The organism is Rhizobium leguminosarum, from assembly GCF_010668065.1.
Taxonomy (GTDB): Bacteria; Pseudomonadota; Alphaproteobacteria; order Rhizobiales; family Rhizobiaceae; genus Rhizobium; species Rhizobium leguminosarum_S.
On the sequence record NZ_WUEN01000009.1, the window covers coordinates 65285 to 82501 of the forward strand.

General features: G+C 60.3%; 17 protein-coding genes. 8 read left to right on the plus strand and 9 right to left on the minus strand.

The features are described 5' to 3' along the window. Positions 1–133: 133 nt before the first annotated feature. The 5 genes from GR198_RS23005 (at position 134) to GR198_RS23025 (ending at position 6629) form a co-directional block, all read left to right on the plus strand. Positions 134–2455, plus strand: a complete 2322-nt coding sequence (locus GR198_RS23005) for an alpha-L-rhamnosidase (RefSeq protein WP_164069631.1) — start codon at positions 134–136, stop codon at positions 2453–2455. 37 nt (positions 2456–2492) lie between these two features. Beyond that, positions 2493–3776: an ABC transporter substrate-binding protein gene (locus GR198_RS23010; protein ID WP_130788508.1), complete on the plus strand. Its 1284-nt coding sequence runs from the start codon at positions 2493–2495 to the stop codon at positions 3774–3776. 168 nt (positions 3777–3944) lie between these two features. Next, positions 3945–4823 carry a carbohydrate ABC transporter permease gene (locus GR198_RS23015; protein ID WP_130817132.1) on the plus strand — a complete coding sequence of 293 codons (879 nt, stop codon included), beginning with the start codon at positions 3945–3947 and terminating at the stop codon, positions 4821–4823. Beyond that, entirely contained in the window at positions 4820–5647 is an 828-nt protein-coding gene (locus GR198_RS23020) for a carbohydrate ABC transporter permease (protein ID WP_164069632.1), read from the plus strand. Before GR198_RS23015 ends, GR198_RS23020 begins: the two co-directional genes overlap by 4 nt. Before the next feature lie 4 nt (positions 5648–5651). Continuing rightward, a complete protein-coding gene (locus tag GR198_RS23025) occupies positions 5652–6629 on the plus strand; it encodes an ABC transporter ATP-binding protein (protein ID WP_164049032.1) in 978 nt (325 codons plus the stop codon). Between the two features lie 43 nt (positions 6630–6672). On the opposite strand, the gene GR198_RS23030 is transcribed toward GR198_RS23025, so the two are convergent. Both GR198_RS23030 and GR198_RS23035 read right to left on the minus strand, forming a co-directional pair. Then, positions 6673–7071, minus strand: coding sequence for a type II toxin-antitoxin system VapC family toxin (locus GR198_RS23030; protein ID WP_029873484.1), 399 nt, complete (start codon positions 7069–7071; stop codon positions 6673–6675). Further along, positions 7068–7319, minus strand: a complete 252-nt coding sequence (locus GR198_RS23035) for an AbrB/MazE/SpoVT family DNA-binding domain-containing protein (RefSeq protein WP_029873485.1) — start codon at positions 7317–7319, stop codon at positions 7068–7070. Before GR198_RS23035 ends, GR198_RS23030 begins: the two co-directional genes overlap by 4 nt. Before the next feature lie 193 nt (positions 7320–7512). Here GR198_RS23035 and GR198_RS23040 point away from each other — a divergent pair, with 193 nt between their 5' ends. The 3 genes from GR198_RS23040 (at position 7513) to GR198_RS23050 (ending at position 9789) form a co-directional block, all read left to right on the plus strand. Next, entirely contained in the window at positions 7513–8334 is an 822-nt protein-coding gene (locus tag GR198_RS23040) for an ABC transporter permease (RefSeq protein WP_029873486.1), read from the plus strand. A 15-nt stretch (positions 8335–8349) separates the two neighbouring features. Beyond that, positions 8350–8706 carry a RidA family protein gene (locus GR198_RS23045; protein WP_029873487.1) on the plus strand — a complete coding sequence of 119 codons (357 nt, stop codon included), beginning with the start codon at positions 8350–8352 and terminating at the stop codon, positions 8704–8706. 141 nt (positions 8707–8847) lie between these two features. After that, complete coding sequence (locus GR198_RS23050) at positions 8848–9789, plus strand: phosphatase PAP2 family protein (protein ID WP_029873488.1); 942 nt, start codon at positions 8848–8850, stop codon at positions 9787–9789. A gap of 248 nt (positions 9790–10037) precedes the next feature. On the opposite strand, the gene GR198_RS23055 is transcribed toward GR198_RS23050, so the two are convergent. The 7 genes from GR198_RS23055 to GR198_RS23085 form a co-directional block, all read right to left on the minus strand. Next, entirely contained in the window at positions 10038–11492 is a 1455-nt protein-coding gene (locus tag GR198_RS23055) for an NAD-dependent succinate-semialdehyde dehydrogenase (protein ID WP_029873489.1), read from the minus strand. A 10-nt stretch (positions 11493–11502) separates the two neighbouring features. Beyond that, a complete protein-coding gene (locus GR198_RS23060; RefSeq protein ID WP_029873490.1) occupies positions 11503–12582 on the minus strand; it encodes an ABC transporter ATP-binding protein in 1080 nt (359 codons plus the stop codon). After that, positions 12579–13379, minus strand: coding sequence for an ABC transporter permease (locus GR198_RS23065; RefSeq protein ID WP_025398202.1), 801 nt, complete (start codon positions 13377–13379; stop codon positions 12579–12581). The genes GR198_RS23060 and GR198_RS23065 overlap by 4 nt, the downstream gene beginning before the upstream one ends. Position 13380: 1 nt before the next feature. Further along, positions 13381–14253: an ABC transporter permease gene (locus GR198_RS23070; RefSeq protein WP_029873491.1), complete on the minus strand. Its 873-nt coding sequence runs from the start codon at positions 14251–14253 to the stop codon at positions 13381–13383. A 113-nt stretch (positions 14254–14366) separates the two neighbouring features. Then, positions 14367–15377, minus strand: a complete 1011-nt coding sequence (locus tag GR198_RS23075; protein ID WP_017992525.1) for an ABC transporter substrate-binding protein — start codon at positions 15375–15377, stop codon at positions 14367–14369. Between the two features lie 44 nt (positions 15378–15421). Next, the gene (locus tag GR198_RS23080; protein WP_003538302.1) at positions 15422–15745 is read right to left on the minus strand and encodes an NIPSNAP family protein; all 324 of its coding nucleotides are present in this window, start codon (positions 15743–15745) and stop codon (positions 15422–15424) included. Positions 15746–15750: 5 nt separating this feature from the next. Continuing rightward, positions 15751–17214 carry an aldehyde dehydrogenase gene (locus GR198_RS23085; RefSeq protein WP_029873492.1) on the minus strand — a complete coding sequence of 488 codons (1464 nt, stop codon included), beginning with the start codon at positions 17212–17214 and terminating at the stop codon, positions 15751–15753. Positions 17215–17217 lie beyond the last annotated feature (3 nt).

The window sequence follows — 17217 nt, forward strand, 5'->3', positions numbered from 1 at the left end:
GCTTGCGGCTGCGGGTCGTCAATATCGCCCGCAGAATCACCATGGCAGACTGGCAACGAAAATTCTATTGCGCTTCCGAAGAAAATGTAGAACGTTATATGGAGAACGTTCTACAACTCGTCGGGAGGACTTGATGAACTTTCAGCCGGCAGCTATCAGCGGCAACCTCGTTTCGCGTACCTGGTCCGGGGATATGATCGCGCCACTATCGGATGGCGGTCAGGGAACGGCCGCAAGCTTCGTCTCCCAAACTTTCGAGCATGATGGCTCGGGGCTCCCCGTCGAGCTCTTCATCTCCGCACTTGGCCTCTACCGCTGCTTCATCAACGGCGTTCGCGTCGGCAGCGACCTGTTGACCCCAGGTTGGACGAACTACGACGATCGCCTTGCCTATCAGCGATACGACATCTCGAACCTGCTCAAGCCGGGCCTCAACCGGATCGAGATCTGGCTTGCCGACGGATGGTACCGATCACCTTTGATGTGGGGCGCCCAGGCGATCCCGAATTGCTGGGGCGACAGGATCGGCGCCATTGCGGACCTGATCGGAGCTGATGGCACCGTTCTTTCCACTGACACCACATGGCGAAGCGGCGTTCTGCCGATCCTGAAGTCGGGGATCTACTTCGGCGAAGTCTACGATGCCCGCCAGGAAAGCTACTTGGAGAGCCACGGCACCGAGAGACTGCCGTTCGACAGGGCATTGCTCGTCGCGCATGAAACTGCTGCGGTGCGCGAGCTGCGGCCACTCGCCGCGGTCGAAAACTGGATCGACGATGAGGGCAGGACGATCTATGATTTCGGCCAGAATGCCGGCGGCTACATTAGATATACCGCCCGGGGCACTGCCGGCGCCGAAGTCCGGGTGGAGCATTCGGAAGTTCTCGGTCCCGACCGTCATTTCGACAATCGCAACTATCGCACGGCTGCCGCGCACACCGTCTATACGCTACGGGGAGACGGCGACGAGACCTACGCGCCGCATTTCACCTTCCACGGCTTCCGTTATGCCAGGGTGACGATTACGGGCGATGCGAAGATCCTCGCAATCGCGTCCATCCCTATCTCGTCTGTGGCCGAGCCCGCCGGCGGTTTCACCTCGGGCAATGCGCTGGTCAATCGTCTGGTCGAAAATACCATCTGGTCGCAGCGCGCCAATTTCGTCGAAGTGCCGACCGATTGCCCGCAGCGCGACGAACGCCTCGGCTGGACGGGCGACGCCCAGGTCTTTGCCGCAACCGCATGCTGGCTGAGCGACAGCCAATCCTTCCTGAGAAAGTATCTGCGGGATGTGATGGCCGATCAGCGCGAGGATGGCGCCGTCTCACATTTTTCGCCGGATCCGACGCGTCTGCATCCGGCCAATTTCCCGGGCTATGCCGGCTCGACCGGCTGGGGCGACGCGATCGTCGTCATCCCCTGGGTGCTCTACACCCATTACGGCGACCGGGCCGTTCTGGCGGAGTGCCTGGATTCCATGGTGCGCTGGGTCGATTTTGTCTGGTCGATCTCGGATGGTCCCCTGGTTCGCCCGCCGTCGCATTGGGGCGCCCGAGGCTTCACCTTCGGCGACTGGCTGCAGCCGGTCGGAGACAATCGAAAGCCTCGCCCGACGATCGCCGACGACTGCGCCGCCACGCTTTACCACTTCATCTCGACCGACCTTCTGGCAAGGATCGCAGCCACTCTCGGCGAGCATGCCCTTGAAGAGAAGATGAAACAGCGCGCAAACGAGATCCGGCTGACATTTTCCAACGAGTTCATCACGCCGGCGGGACGGCTCGCGCACAACGACCAGACATCCTACGCCTTGGCCTTCCTTTACGACCTGATACCGGCGGAGCACAGGCAAGCCGCACAGCAGCATTTCCGGCAGGTGATCATCGATGCCGACTACAAGATCGGCACCGGTTTCATCGGCACGCCGGCCCTGCTGCCGGCGCTGACGAAGCTCGGCATGGACGATCTTGCCGAAAAGGTCTTCCTGCAGGAGGATGTGCCGGGCTGGCTCTACCAGGTGTCGAAAGGGGCGACGACGATCTGGGAGCGCTGGGATTCCATGGCGCCTGACGGCACGATCTACGAACCCGACATGAACAGCTATAACCACTATGCCTATGGCGCGGTCTGCCAATGGCTGTTCGAAAGCGTCGCCGGAATTTCGCCGAGCCCGAGCGCACCTGGATTTGCCGAGGTCATTGTCGATCCGGCGCCGATTCCGTCTCTTTCGCCGGTTTCGGCCCATCATGATATCAGCCAGGGGCGCATCGAGGCCGGCTGGCAGTGCGACGGCAACAAGGTCACCTATGTGCTGACGCTTCCGGAAGGCTGCATCGGCCGGTTCCGCCCCGGAAAACGGCACCAAAACCCGTCGCTCAACGGAGAGCCCGTCGTCGAGGAAGCCGTTCTTGCCCCGGGAACGCACCGACTGGTTTTTTCCCTACCCAATTCTTGAGGAGCATACACGTCACACCGTTCAGAGGAGGAACGTCATGACACATCGGATAAAGCTCATTCTTGCGGGCGCGTCCGCGCTTTTGGCGCTGGTCGCGGCCGGTCCGTCGCATGCAGAAACCACGCTGTCATTCCTGATCGACAATAACCCGGACACGGTCGCGGCGGCCGAGGCACTGGTTGCCGCCTATCAGACAAAGGCGCCTGACGTGACCATCGAAATCGAGCCGCGGGCAGGAGGTGGCGAGGGTGACAACATCATCAAGACGCGCCTGGCGACGGGCGAGATGTCCGACGTGTTTCTCTATAATTCCGGCTCGCTGCTCCAGGCGCTGAAACCCGCGCAGACGCTTGTCGATCTGAGCGGTCTTGCGTCGCAGGCGAAGGTGGACGAAGGCTTCAAGTCGGTCGTCCGCGCCGACGGCAAGCTCTACGGTGTTCCCTTCGGCACGGCGATGGCGGGGGGCATCCTCTACAACAGGAAAATCTACCAGGACCTCGGCCTGTCAGTCCCGAAGACATGGGCGGACTTCATGGCGAACAACGCAAAGGTCAAGGCATCAGGCAAGGTCGCCGTGGCGCAGACCTATCGCGATACCTGGACCTCGCAGTTATTCGTTCTGGCGGACTATTACAACCTCCATGCCGCCGTGCCGAACTTCGCCGCCGACTACACTGCCAACAAGGCGAAATACGCAGAGACGCCGGCGGCCATGAAAGGCTTCGAACGGCTGAAGGACGTTCACGACGCTGGCCTGATGAACGAGGATTTCGGCGCGGCAAGCTATGACGATGGCCTCAGAATGGTGGCAACGGGCGAGGCAGCGCATTATCCAATGCTGAGCTTCGCAATCGGCGCGCTCAAGCAGAACTATCCCGAGAACCTCGTAGATGTCGGTTTCTTCGCGCAGCCGAGCGACGACGCGGCGACGAATGGCCTGACGGTCTGGATGCCGCCCGCCCTCTACATTCCCCTTACCAGTCAGCACGCAGAGGAAGCGAAGAAATTCGTGGATTTCGCAGGAAGCGTCGAAGGCTGCAAGATCATGGTGGAAACCAACACCGTGCAAGGGCCTCCCTTGATCGACGGCTGCGGTCTGCCTGCAGACGTACCGCCTGCGGTGAAGGACATGCTTCCCTATTTCGAGGCCAAGGACAAGACGACCCCGGCGCTGGAATTTGTTTCGCCGGTCAAGGGGCCGGCTCTCGAGCAGATCACCGTCGAAGTCGGCTCCGGTATTCGCCAGCCTGCCGACGCGGCAAAACTCTATGACGACGATGTGCGCAAACAGGCCAAGCAACTCGGCCTGCCCAACTGGTAGCGGTCTTTCGGGATACAGCGCCGCGCGTCTTCCAGACGCGCAAAGGACGCTGTAATTCTTTGAATTGCTGCATAATTTTATCCCTAAATCGATTCCGATTTAGGGAATTATGCAGCGGTTAACCTCGCTCCTAAAGGGGCGAGGCTCCACCCGATCGAAGAGGTCGTCATGACAGAGGCACGCCCCCACTCGCGCAAATCGCCCTACCCGCTGTGGTTTTTCATTCCGGCCGCAATCATCTACGGCGTGCTGTTTCTGGTTCCCACCGTATCCTCTCTCTGGTTCAGCCTGACACGCTGGGATCTTTCGACCGCCGAATTCATCGGGCTCGAAAACTTTCAGCAGTTTTTTTCCGAACCCTTCCTGGTCAAGGGACTGGTCAACACGCTGATCTATGCCGTGACGACATCCGGCCTGAAGACGGTCTGCGGGTTGCTGCTCGCCGTGCTGCTGACCAGCAATATTTTCGCCCGCGGCTTCCTGCGCACCCTGGTCTTCTTTCCCGTCCTGGTCTCGACGATCGGCATCGGCATCACCTTCACGGTGATGATGCATCCGACCAGGGGCATCATCAATGTCACGCTCGAAACACTCGGCATTCCCGGGCCGGGATGGCTGACCAATCCGGCACTGGCGCTTTTTTCCGTGGCTCTCGTCGATCTCTGGAAGGGGGTCGGCCTCGCCACCCTGATCTTCATCGCCGGCCTTGCTGCGATCAGCCCCGATTATTACGAGGCGGCGAGAATTGACGGGGCCACACGTCTCCAGCAATTTTTCCGCATTACCCTGCCGCTCGTGCGTCCCGCCACCATCACCGTGGTGACCTTGTCGCTGATCGGCGGGCTTCGTTCCTTCGATCTGATATGGGCGATGACCCGCGGCGGACCCGGTTTCTCCTCGGATGTGATCGCCTCTGTCATCTACAAACAGTACCAGGCGGGCTTCTACGGTCTGTCGACCGCTGGAAACGTCATCCTGTTTGCGCTGATTGCAGTGATCATCCTGCCACTCACCCTTTGGTTCAACCGGCGCGAGGTCGAGGAATGAGAAGCACCCGCCCTTACGTGACCGGCGCGATAGCCCTTGCGGTGGCGGCCGTCATCTTCGTGATGCCGTTCATTTTCGTCGCCCTGCAGGCGGTCAAATCGAAATCCGAAGCGTCCCGCCTCGATTTCAAATTGCCTGAGCAGTGGCTGTTCTGGGATAATCTGGTCGCCGTCTTCAAGGCGCGCGACTACCAGCTCGTGCTCGCCTATTTCAACTCCACGCTGATCACCGTCGTCTCCGTCACGATCCTGATCCTGCTGTCGGCGATGGTCGGCTATGTGATGCAGCGCCGCAAGACTGTCTGGAACAGGGTGGCCTCCATTGCCCTTTTCATGGGCCTGATGATGCCACCGGCGGTCGTGCCCACCATCGGCCTCTTGCAGGAGATCGGTCTCTTCAAGACCATGACCGGGATGATCCTGATCCAGGTCGCCTATAATCTCTCTTTCTCGACATTGCTCTACCGGTCGTTCATCTCGACCATACCACGCGACCTCGACGAGGCGGCGCTGATCGACGGCGCCAAGCCCCGGCAGATTTTCTTCAGAGTGATCCTGCCGCTTCTGAAGCCGGTGACCGTCACCAACATCGTCGTCCAGTCCATTGCGATCTTCAACGATTTCACCAACCCGCTTTACTACCTTCCCGGCAAGGAGAACGTGACGGTGCAGCTGACGCTCTATAATTTCCAGAGCATGTATGCGAGCCAGTACAATCTCCTCTTCATGAATATCCTCCTCGTGACGATCCCGCCGCTGATCGTCTTCATCTTCTTCAACCGGCAGATCGTCGCGGGCATGACGGCCGGCGCAGTCAAAGGGTAGCAGAATGGCTGAGCTCACTCTCAAACAGGTTCGCAAGAGCTTTGGCGCCCTCGAAGTCATCAAGGGGATCGATCTGGAGGTTGCCTCCGGCGAGTTCGTCGTTTTCGTCGGCCCGTCTGGATGCGGAAAGTCGACGCTGCTGCGCATCATCGCCGGCCTGGAAGAAACGACCTCAGGCACGCTGACCATCGGCGGCAAGGAGGTGACCTATGCCGAACCCTCCGAGCGCGGCATTGCCATGGTGTTCCAGAGCTACGCGCTCTACCCGCATATGACCGTTGCCGAGAATATCGGCTTCGGCCTTTCACTCGCCCGCCGCCCAAAGGCGGAAATCGCCGCCAAGGTCGCGGCGACGGCTGAAACGCTGCAGCTCACCCAGCTGCTGGAGAGAAAGCCGAAAGCACTCTCCGGCGGCCAGAGGCAGCGCGTCGCCATCGGTCGCGCGATCATTCGCGATCCCAAGGTCTTCCTGTTCGACGAGCCGCTCTCCAATCTCGACGCTTCGCTCAGAGCCCAGATGCGTCTTGAGATCGCCGATCTGCACGCCCGCCTGAAGTCGACGATGATCTATGTCACCCACGACCAGGTCGAAGCCATGACGATGGCGGACAAGATCGTCGTGCTGAACGGTGGCGCGGTCGAGCAGATCGGCAGTCCGATGGAGCTCTACCGCAATCCCGCGACACCATTCGTCGCCGGCTTCATCGGCAGCCCGAAGATGAACCTCTATGGCGGCGAGATAGCGCGGCGATTGAACTGCACGACCTATGGCATTCGCCCTGAGCATATCAGGCTTTCGGAAGGTGCCGGGCAATGGCAGGGAAGAATCCGGCATCTCGAGCGGCTTGGCGCCGACGCGATCCTCTACCTCGACGTCCCCGAACTCGGCGAGATGGTGGTGCGCGCCGAAGGCGAGACGCCGTTTGCGCCTGGGATGACGGTCTGGGCAAATCCGGTCGAAGGAGCGGAACATCGGTTCTGAAGCGAACGCCCGCCCGCCGTCTCGCTCATGAGCCTGCGGAATTTCAGGCGAGAAGACGCGCGGGTTGGCCTTGGCGGATTACCAGTTCGACCGCCTGCTTGTCGAAAGATACGAAGCTCTCGCCGCCAAGCCATGCGCCTTCATGGGCAATCACGCCATCTGCAAAATCGCCACCCGCCTCCAGCATGGCCAGTCCTGCTTCGACAGCAGGACGGTTCATCGCCACATTGCCGGCGTTGAGCAGGTCGTGGATCGTCTGTGAAACATCTTCCTTTGACAGCCTGGCTCCTCGACGCAGTATCCACACCAGTTCACATAAGCTCGGCAGAGAAACCGCGATCAGCGATGCTTCCTTGAGGAGCTTTGCCGCTGCCCTGCCCTGCTCAGCATCATCCTGCAGGACGGCTCGAGCAAGAATGTTGGTATCGACTGAAACTTTCATTCCTCGCCGGCCCAGCCCGAAGCCGCGATTTCGTTCATCTCTTCGATGGTCAACGGCTTCTTCATCTTGCCAGCATGCCGACCGATGAAGTCGTCGATGGTCCCCGCTGGACGAGCAGCCTTTACCCGCAGTTCGCCGCCAGGCAGCTTGTCGAATTCGATCCGCTCCCCCGGTTTGACCCCAAGGTGCGTCAGCAAATCCCGTCTCAGCGTGATCTGCCCTTTCATTGTGACGGCAAGGGAAGGCATGGAAAATCTCCTATCGTAACCAATACAAAAGTAATGGAATTTTTCCTTACATTCAAGGTTCGAGTGATGGGGACTTTGCCTTCACTTTGCCTTCACTGGGCTTGGCTTTGAGCACGATCCTGCTGGTGGCGGTGCTGATCCTCTATGCCGTCTACAATCGCATTGTCGGCATCGACAGGCTGAGGATAGGCTGATGACGAATTTCCTTTCTTTCCCGCGGCTGTTTTCGATCCTCTTGTGGCTGGCTGGCGGTCTCGTGATCCTCTTCCTGATCGCGCCGATCGTGGCGATCGTGCCGCTCTCCTTCAATGCCGAGCCGTTCTTCACCTATCCGATGCCCGGCTTATCGCTCCGCTGGTATCGCGAATTCTTCGATTCCAACGTCTGGCAGCTGGCGCTGAAGAACAGCATCATCGTCGCCGTCTTCGCCACGCTTCTGTCGACCTTTCTCGGCACGCTTGCCGCGATCGGCCTCAGCCGGCCCTCCTGCCCGGCGCGGGCAACGCTGACCGCCATTCTGATTTCGCCGATGATCGTGCCGGTCATCGTTTCGGCGGTCGGCATCTATTATGCCTTTGCCGCCGTCGGGCTGCTCAACAGCCTGACCGGGCTGGTGCTGGCGCATACAGCGATCGGCGCGCCCTTCGTGGTGATCACCGTGACCGCCACGCTCGCAAGCTTCGATCACAATCTGATGCGGGCAGCATCCAGTCTCGGCGCAGCCCCGGTCGAAGCGACCTTGCGCATCATGCTGCCGGTCATTGCGCCAGGGGTGGCGTCCGGCGCGCTCTTTGCCTTCGTGACATCATTCGACGAAGTGGTGATTGCACTCTTCATCGCCGGCTCCGAAGAACGCACGCTGTCACGCCAGATGTGGAGCGGCGTGCGCGAAACGCTGAGCCCGACGATCGCCGCCGTCGCCACGCTCCTCATCCTGTTTTCGACGCTGTTCCTCGCCACGATCCAATGGCTGCAGCGACGCGCCGAACGCCAGAAGATTGCGCATAGAGATTAATTCAGGGGGTTGAGCATGCAGATCGAACGCTATGAAACCGGAAAACGGATGAGCCAGGCCGTGACCTATGGCGGCCTCGTGTTCCTCGCAGGCCAGGTCGCAATCGACGCGCCGGGTGCCTCCGTCCACGAACAGACGACCAACATCCTGGCGCGGATCACCCGGCTTCTGGAAGACGCGGGCAGCAATCCGACACGGATCCTCAGCGCGACGATCTGGCTTGCTGACATCTCCAGCTTCGAAGACATGAATGCCGTCTGGGACGCCTGGGTGCCTTCAGGTCATGCGCCAGCGCGCGCCACGGTCGAAGCGAGGCTCGCCGGACCGGAATTCACAGTCGAGATCGGCATCATCGCAGCGGTCGGGAACTGACGGTCCGCGCCTATCGTCATCTCGACAGCGCGGGTATGATAAAGACTGACGCGTTCAAAATTGGCAACAAACGGCTACAAAATCCACTGAACCTTAACTTGTGATTGGTAATAGGTCACGGACACGTCAAGGGGTTATCCCATGTCCGAGACATCCAAAGCGCGAGCCTTTTTGATAGGCCTTACCGGATGTGCCTGCGCGATTGTTCCGATACTGGCTTGGCTCGTTGGCCTGTCGGTGGATCCAAGAGGCTTCACGCAGCTAAGCACGGTCGCCCTGATTTTTCTCTTGGGCTTTGGCCTCCTGTGCCATTGGCGCGGAATCCCGTCACTGCTCTGCATTGTTGAATGCACTGGCATGGGCTTATTGCTAACGAGTCCGCTAGTCGTGTCCACCTACGTTGCTTTTGCTCTGAAGATGCCCCTGCAGGATCAACAGCTTCTCCAACTGGATCGCCTTCTTGGCATCGACTGGTTGAGTTTGATTGCCTTTTTCGACGCGCATCCGCTGCTCGCAAAGTCACTGATGCTTGCATATCAAACATTCCACTATCAGCTTTTATTCCTTCCGGTGGTGCTGAGCCTGTGCGGTCATCGCTCTCGCGCGTATCAGGTCGTGGGGACATATGGCCTCATTTGCGTCATCGCGAGTATCATCACCATTTGGTATCCAGCGCTCGGAACCTACACAGATTTTTCCCTCCGCCCTGGCGATCTCAAAAACATCAATGGCATACTCGGAGTCGAATACGTCCCACAAATTGTAGCCGTCAGAAATGACCCAAATTTTGTCCTGCAATTGGAGCATGCAAGCGGCATCATCTCGTTTCCGTCGGTCCATGCGGCGGTAGCTGTGTTGTGCAGTTGGGGCGCATGGACAATACGATGGATAAGATTTCCGATGATTTTCTTAAATGCGCTAATGCTGCTGGCCGCCATCACCGAAGGCGGACACTATGTCGTCGATTTGGTTGCTGGAATCGGTGTTGCGGGTTTCAGCATAGCATCGGTGCTGTATATTTCGCGTAGCGGCAGCGTTCAATTCTATCGCAGCCAATTTCAGAGAAACGCGCAACAGATCTAATGGTCGTGTATTTTTCCTCCTCTATCGCAGTGAGCTGAGATGACAATACGACGGAGCTGCTTTTCGCAGCTCGCACGACAGACGAAGGATACCGATCAGATCCGGCGGTTGCTGGCTCTTGCAGCGATCTGTGACGACGGTTCGCGTTCGGATGCGGCCCGAACCCACGGCGGGACGCTACTGATCGTGCAAGACTGGGTATGGCGCTTGACGCGCGGCCCCGTTGCAAAGCGCAAGCATCGGCCAGGTCAGGCAATACCGCCCAGGCAGATATATTTAAGCTCGGTATATTCGTCCAATCCGTGCCGAGACCCTTCGCGGCCGAGACCCGACATTTTCACACCGCCGAACGGAGCCTCAGCCGTCGAGACGAGACCGGTATTGACGCCGACCATCCCATATTCGAGGGCTTCGGCCACGCGAAATACCCGCGACAGATCGCGGGCGTAAAAATACGAAGCAAGCCCGAACTCAGTGTCGTTTGCCTGTTCGATGACGTCCTCTTCGTCGCGGAAACGGAAAAGCGGTGCAAGCGGCCCGAAGGTTTCCTCGCGGGCGACCTGCATGCCGGCAGCAACATCGCGCAGGATCGTCGGCTCGAAGAAATGGCCGCCGAGCGCGTGGCGTTTGCCGCCTAAGACGATCCCGGCACCCTTTGAAACGGCATCGCTGATATGGCTTTCGACCTTGGCGACGGCATTGTCGTCGATCAGCGGGCCAAGCACGACGTCACGGTCGAGACCGTTGCCGACTTTCAAGCCCGAAACGGCCGCGGCGAGCTTGGCGGCAAACGCCTCGTAGACGCCGTCCTGGACATAAAGCCTATTAGCGCAGACGCAGGTCTGGCCGTTGTTGCGGAACTTGGCGATGAGCGCGCCTTCGACGGCAGCATCGAGATCAGCGTCGTCGAAGACGATGAAGGGTGCATTGCCGCCAAGCTCGAGGCCGAGCTTTTTGATCGTCGGCGCGCATTGCCGGTAAAGCAGTTCGCCAGTCCGAGTGGAGCCCGTGAATGTCAGAACCCGAACGTCGCGGCTTGCCGTCAGCGCCCCGCCAATTGCCGCTGCATCACCCGTGACGATGTTGAGAAGCCCAGGCGGCAGGCCGGCGCGCTCAGCGAGAACGGCGATCGCAATGGCGGAGAATGGCGTCTGCAGCGCCGGCTTGAGAACCACGGCACAGCCGGCGGCAAGCGCGGGGCCAATCTTGCGGGTGATCATCGCGTTCGGAAAGTTCCAGGGCGTGATCGCCGCCACTACGCCTGCGGGCTGGCGCAGCACGAGGATCCGCTTGTCAGGCTGATGTCCCGGTACGACCTCGCCGTTGATGCGTCTCGCCTCTTCGGCGAACCATTCGATGAAGCTCGCACCATAGGTGATCTCCCCCTTGGCCTCGGCCAGGGGTTTTCCCTGTTCCAGCGTCAGGATCATCGCCAGATCATCGCGGTTTTCGATCATCAGCCGGTGCCATGCCTTGAGAACGGCGGCGCGCTCACCGGCGGTCTTCTTCGCCCAAAGCTTCTGGGCGATGACCGCGGCGCGGATGGCATCTTCCGTTTCCGCGGCACCGAGGTCAGGCACCACCCCCAGCGGCTCGCCTGTCGCTGGATTGCGGACCTTCGCCGCCTTGCGGCCTTCCGCTTCGACCCAGCGATCGGCGATGGGGCATGCCTGACGGAACAGCGAGGGATCATTGAGCTTCATATGACAACTTTCAACAGAATACGTGAGCGGCACCGGGATCGAAATTCAGATGGACTATATCGCCACGGCTGAGCCCGGCGATAGCCTCGTGACCGAACGGCAGGCGAACCGCCAGCGCCTCGCCTGTCGCCGTCTCGGTCGAGACGTGAATATTGTTGCCGAGGAAGGTAATGTCGCTGACCGTCGCGGCAAGACCCGCTCCCGCCGCCTGGTTTCGCGACAATCGAATGCGCTCAGGCCTCAGCATCAGGGCTGCCCTCGTCCCGGAGGTTCCTTTTCCATGCACCGGAATATGATTGAAGACGCTCCCGCCGCCAAGCGAAATGGTGGCCTGCCCATCGGAGGATGACAGCAGGTCGCATGAAATGAAATCGCTGTCGCCGATGAATTCTGCAACGAAGCGGGTCCGCGGATTGGCGTAGAGTTCCGGGCCTGCCCCGATCTGATCGATGACACCCTTGGAAAAGACGGCGATGCGGTCGGAGAGGCGCAACGCCTCCTCCTGGTCGTGCGTGACATAGAGGATCGTCACTTCGGTCTGCTGGTGGATCCGGCGTATCTCATGCTGGATTTCCTCGCGCAGCTTCTTGTCGAGCGCCGATAGCGGCTCGTCCATCAGAAGCACCGGCGGATCATAGGCAAGGGCTCTGGCAAGGGCGACACGCTGCTGCTGGCCGCCGGACATTTGTGCGGGCTTGCGATCCTCGAAGCCTTCGAGCCTGACGAGGCGCAGCATCTCCTTCACCTTGCTGTCGACCTCGGCCTTGGACTTGCGCCTGACCTTCAGCGGGAATGCGATGTTTTCGCCCACCGTCAGGTGCGGAAACAGGGTGTAGCGCTGGAACACCATGCCGATGTTGCGCTTGTGCGACGGCGTGTCGAGCAGGGTCTTGCCCTCCAGCGTGATGTCGCCTTTCGTCGGAGTTTCAAAACCGGCCAGGATGTAGAGGGTCGTGCTTTTCCCGGATCCGGACGGTCCGAGAAAGGTCAGGAATTCCCCGCGCCGAACGTCGAGATTGACGTCGTGGACGGCGACGACAGGGCCGTATTCCTTGCGTATTCCGCGGATCTGAAGGAATGGTTCTTTCATTGTTTCAGTACCTTACGCACGACGGCAACCAGCGCCATCAAGAGGATCGTCAAAAGGATGAGAAGGGTCGACGCCGCAGCGACAACCGGCGTCAGGTCCTGCCGCAGCGTCGCCCATACTTTTACCGGCAGCGTCTGCAGGGTCGGGCTGGACATGAAGATCGCCACCACCACCTCGTCCCAGGATGTCAGAAACGAGAAGACGGCAGCCGAAAACAGCCCATGGCTGATCGCCGGCAGGGTGACCCTGATCTTTGCTTCCAGAGGCGAGGCGCCGCACAGAACCGCTGCATCCTCGATCGACTTGTCGAAACCTTCCAGCGCGCTTGATATGGACAGGATCGAGAAGGGCAGTGCGAGAACGAGGTGCGAAATGACGAAGCCCGCCAACGTGCCTCCCAGGCCGATTCTCAGGAAAAAGGCATAAAGGGCGACCGCCAGAACCACGACGGGAAGGATCATCGGCGTCAGGAACAGCGCTTTCAGCGCATCGCGGAACAAGAACGAACCGCGCACCAGCCCGAAGGACGTCACGAGCCCGAGCAGCACCGACAGGATCGTCACGATGACCGCGATCTTGAAGCTCGTCCAAGCCGATTCCAGCCAGCGCGGATCGGCAAAGAGCTCGCTGTACCATTGAAACGTCCAGCCCGGCGGCGGAAAGATCAGCCACTGCGAGGAGCCGAAGGAGAGCGCCGCGATAAAGACGATCGGCAGCAGCAGAAAGGCCGCAGTCAGAAGCGTGATCGCCAGCAGGATATATTTCCACCAGCCGAGGCGGTCGAAATTGAGCAACATGTCAACGCCCTCCCGGGTTCTGGTTGCCGACGAAGCGCAGCTGCACGGCATAAAGCGACAAGGTCACCACGAGGAGAACCAGCGCCGCGGCACCTCCCATTCCCCAATTGACCAGCGACTGCACGAATTGCGCGATCAGCTCTGCGAGCATCATGTTCGCGGTGCCGCCGAGCAGCGACGGCGTGACGAAATAACCAAGGGACATGACGAAGACCATGAGGGCGCCAGCCGCCATGCCGGGCATGGCCAAGGGCAGCAGGACACGGGTCAGGCACTGCCACCGGTTGGCGCCGCAAAGTGCTGCCGCCTGCAGGGTCGACGGGTCGATCTTCCTGATCACGCCGTAGAGCGGCAGGATGATGAAGGGCAGCATGATATAGGTCATGCCGATCGTCACCCCGGTCAGGTTGTTGACCAGTGCCAGCGGTTTGTCGATCAGCCCCATGCCGATCAGCATCTTGTTGATCAGCCCCGTCCGCTGCAAAAGCACCATCCAGGCATAGGTGCGGGCAAGCAGGTTGGTCCACATCGACAGGAGCAGAATAGCAAAGATCACCGACGTCAGCCGCCCGGGCATGATTGCCAGTGCCCAGGCAACGGGAAATCCGATCAGCAGCGAAATCGCCGTGACCAGACCAGAGACGATGAAGGTGTTGGCGAAAATCTTGAGATAGGTCGCGGACCCGATCAGCTGCGCATAGTTTCCAAAGCCCGGCACCGGTTCCAGCACGCTGCGCAGCAGCAGTACCGCCACCGGCGCGATGAAGAAGATCGTCACGAAGGCGAGAGCCGGAAGGACCCCGCCGAACCCTGTTGCCCTGCGCACCTTTGGCAGGGGCGCAATTGCGCCGGAGGCATCGCTATATGTCGACATGACAGTCCTTCCCACCCGTCAATTTCCGCAGGCGCCGAGGTCGTACAAACGGGCACTGGCGCTGCGGGAGGCACGGCGAACATTCGCCGTGCCCATTCGTCTCAAGTTTCAGGCTATTTCGCCTGCCAGGCGTACCACTTCTCGCCGATGGCATCGCGATTGTCCGCCCAGTAGTTCATGTCGGCATTCACCTGGCTGGCCGTCTGCTGATCCGGCAGGGTCTTGGCCGTTTCCGGATCCATCAGCTTGGCCGAGTCAACGTTGATTGGCGCATATCCGGTGGCTTTTGCAAGGGCGGCTTGCGGTTCGGCCGAGGTCGCCATTGCAATGAACTTCATCGCGGCTTCCACGTTCGGCGAACCCTTCGGCACGACGAGCGAATCCGCAGCGGTGATGTTCTGTTCCCATGAGGTCTCGGTCTTGATGCCGCTCGCCGCAAGCGCGGTCATGCGGCCATTCCAGATACTGCCGAAGGGAGCCTCGGCGGATGCCAGAAGCTGCTGCGACTGTGCGCCGCCCGACCACCAGACGATATCCGATTTGATCGTATCGAGCTTCTTGAAGGCGCGGTCGAGATCAAGCGGATAGAGCTTGTCAGCGGCCACGCCGTCGGCAAGCAGCGCCGCTTCGATCACGCCGGGAGCCGACCACTTGTAGAATGTGCGTTTTCCCGGAAACTTAGCCGTGTCGAACAGGTCAGCCCATGTCTTCGGGCAGGCGCTGACAGCATCGGCATTGCAGCCGATCACGAAGGAATAGTAGAAGCTGCCGACGGAATAGTCGGTCACGAAGCGCGGATCGAGCTTGGATTTATCGATGACGGAGAAATCGAGTTTCTCCAGCTGGCCATTCTTGCCGGCCTGGGCGGCATAGTCGCCTTCGACGTCGACCACGTCCCAGGTAACCTGACCGGCCTCGACCATCGCCTTGAGCTTGCCGTAGTCCGTCGGTCCGTCCTGTACGACGGTGATACCGGTCTTCTCCGTGAACGGGCTGGCCCATGCGGCCTTCTGCGCGTCCTGGGTCGTTCCTCCCCAGCTCGAAAAGACCATGTTGTCGGCGTGCGCCGGTACGGACACAGCCACGAATGCGGCAACCGCCGCGAAAGCAAATGTTGTTTTCATGTTCCCTTATCCTTGTTCTGGTTTGTCCTGCATGCCTTATGCCGTCAGTGCGCCTCGCTCCTGGGAGAAAAGTTAGCTGGCTTCATAATCTTGTTTTCCGCCACCTCGATCAGATCGCGGATCTTGGGCAGAAAGGCCTGCCACCGGGGATCGGCCAAAAGCCTCTGGCGCCTCGCCTCCCGGTCGTCCAGGCTCGCAAAGGCCCAGATGTGGACGATCTCGTTGATCGTTCCGATCTCCGAAAAGAAGTAACCGACGAGCGTGCCGAGATGGCTCTTCTGGATCTCGATCCCCTCTTCCTCGACGACCTTGAGATATTGCGGGATGGTGCCGTTCTTCAGCCGGTAGGTGCGGATTTCGTAAAACATCGGCGCTACCTCATCACGAAGGGATCGGGGATCGGATCGTCCGATGTCCTGAGCCAGATCGTCTTTGTGCGGGTATAGTCGAGCGCCGCGGCCATGCCGCCTTCCCTGCCATGGCCAGACAGGCCGAAACCGCCGAACGGCGCGATCGGTGATACCACGCGGTAGGTGTTGACCCAGACGATCCCGGCACGGAGCCCCTTCATCAGCCGGTGCGCCCGGGTCAGGTTCTGGGTGAAGACGCCGGAAGCCAGGCCATAACGGGTATCGTTGGCGAGCCGCAGCGCCTCGGCCTCCGTCTCGAATGACACGACGGACAGGACCGGCCCGAAGAATTCCTCGATCAGCGACGGCGAGGCGACACCGTCGCAGTCGAGAATCGTCGGCGGGAAATAATAGCCGTCGCCGTCGATCTTGCGCCCTCCCGTGACGAGGCGGGCGCCGCTTTCAATCGACTTGGCGACGAGGGCGCCGATATTGTCCTGCTGGCGCTTGGTGGCAAGCGGGCCGACTTCGGTCGCCATATCGAGCGGCGCGCCGATCCGGATTGCCTCCGCCTTCTCGCGCAGCAGGGCAACGAATTTATCCTTGACGCTGCGTTCGACGATGAGGCGCGATCCGGCAACGCAGCTCTGCCCTGTCGCAGCGAAGATGCCTGCGACCTGGGCATTGGCCGCACTTTCGAGGTCCGCATCGGCAAAGACGATGAACGGCGACTTGCCGCCAAGTTCAAGCGAGGTGGAGGCGAGGTTTTCGGCCGAGTTGCGAACGACGTGCCGGGCGGTTTCAGGGCCGCCGGTAAAAGCGACGTGGGCGACCTTCGGGTGCCGGCCGAGGGCGGCGCCGCAGGAGGCGCCGAAACCGGTGATGATATTGACGACGCCGGCGGGAAAGCCTGCCTCGTGCACGAGCCGCGCAAATTCGAGAAGCGGCGCCGGCCCGTCTTCCGAGGCCTTGACCACCATCGTGCAGCCGGCCGCCAGCGCCGGGCCGATCTTCACCGCCGACAGGAAAAGCTGGCTGTTCCACGGCACGACCATCGCAACGACGCCGATCGGCTCGCGGCGAAGCCAGACATCCATGTCAGGTTTGTCGATCGGCAGGTAGGCGCCTTCGATCTTGTCGGCGATTCCGGCATAGTAGCGATAGTATTCGGCGACATAAGCGATCTGCGCCGAGGTTTCGCGGATGATCTTGCCGGTGTCGCGCGTCTCCAGTTCCGCGAGGACCTGCGCGTTGGCGGCAACCAGATCGGCCAGCTTGTAAAGCAACTTGCCGCGTTGGGTGGCCGTCATTTTCGGCCAGGGGCCTTCGTAAAGCGCCCTGTCGGCAGCTTTTACAGCCCGATCGACATCGCCCTCGCGCGCTTCGGGCATCTCCGCCCAGACCGCGCCGGAGGCGGGATCGATACTCGGATAGCTGGCCTCGCCATCTGAAAATTCGCCGTCGATATAGTGCTGGAAACGCCGCATGGT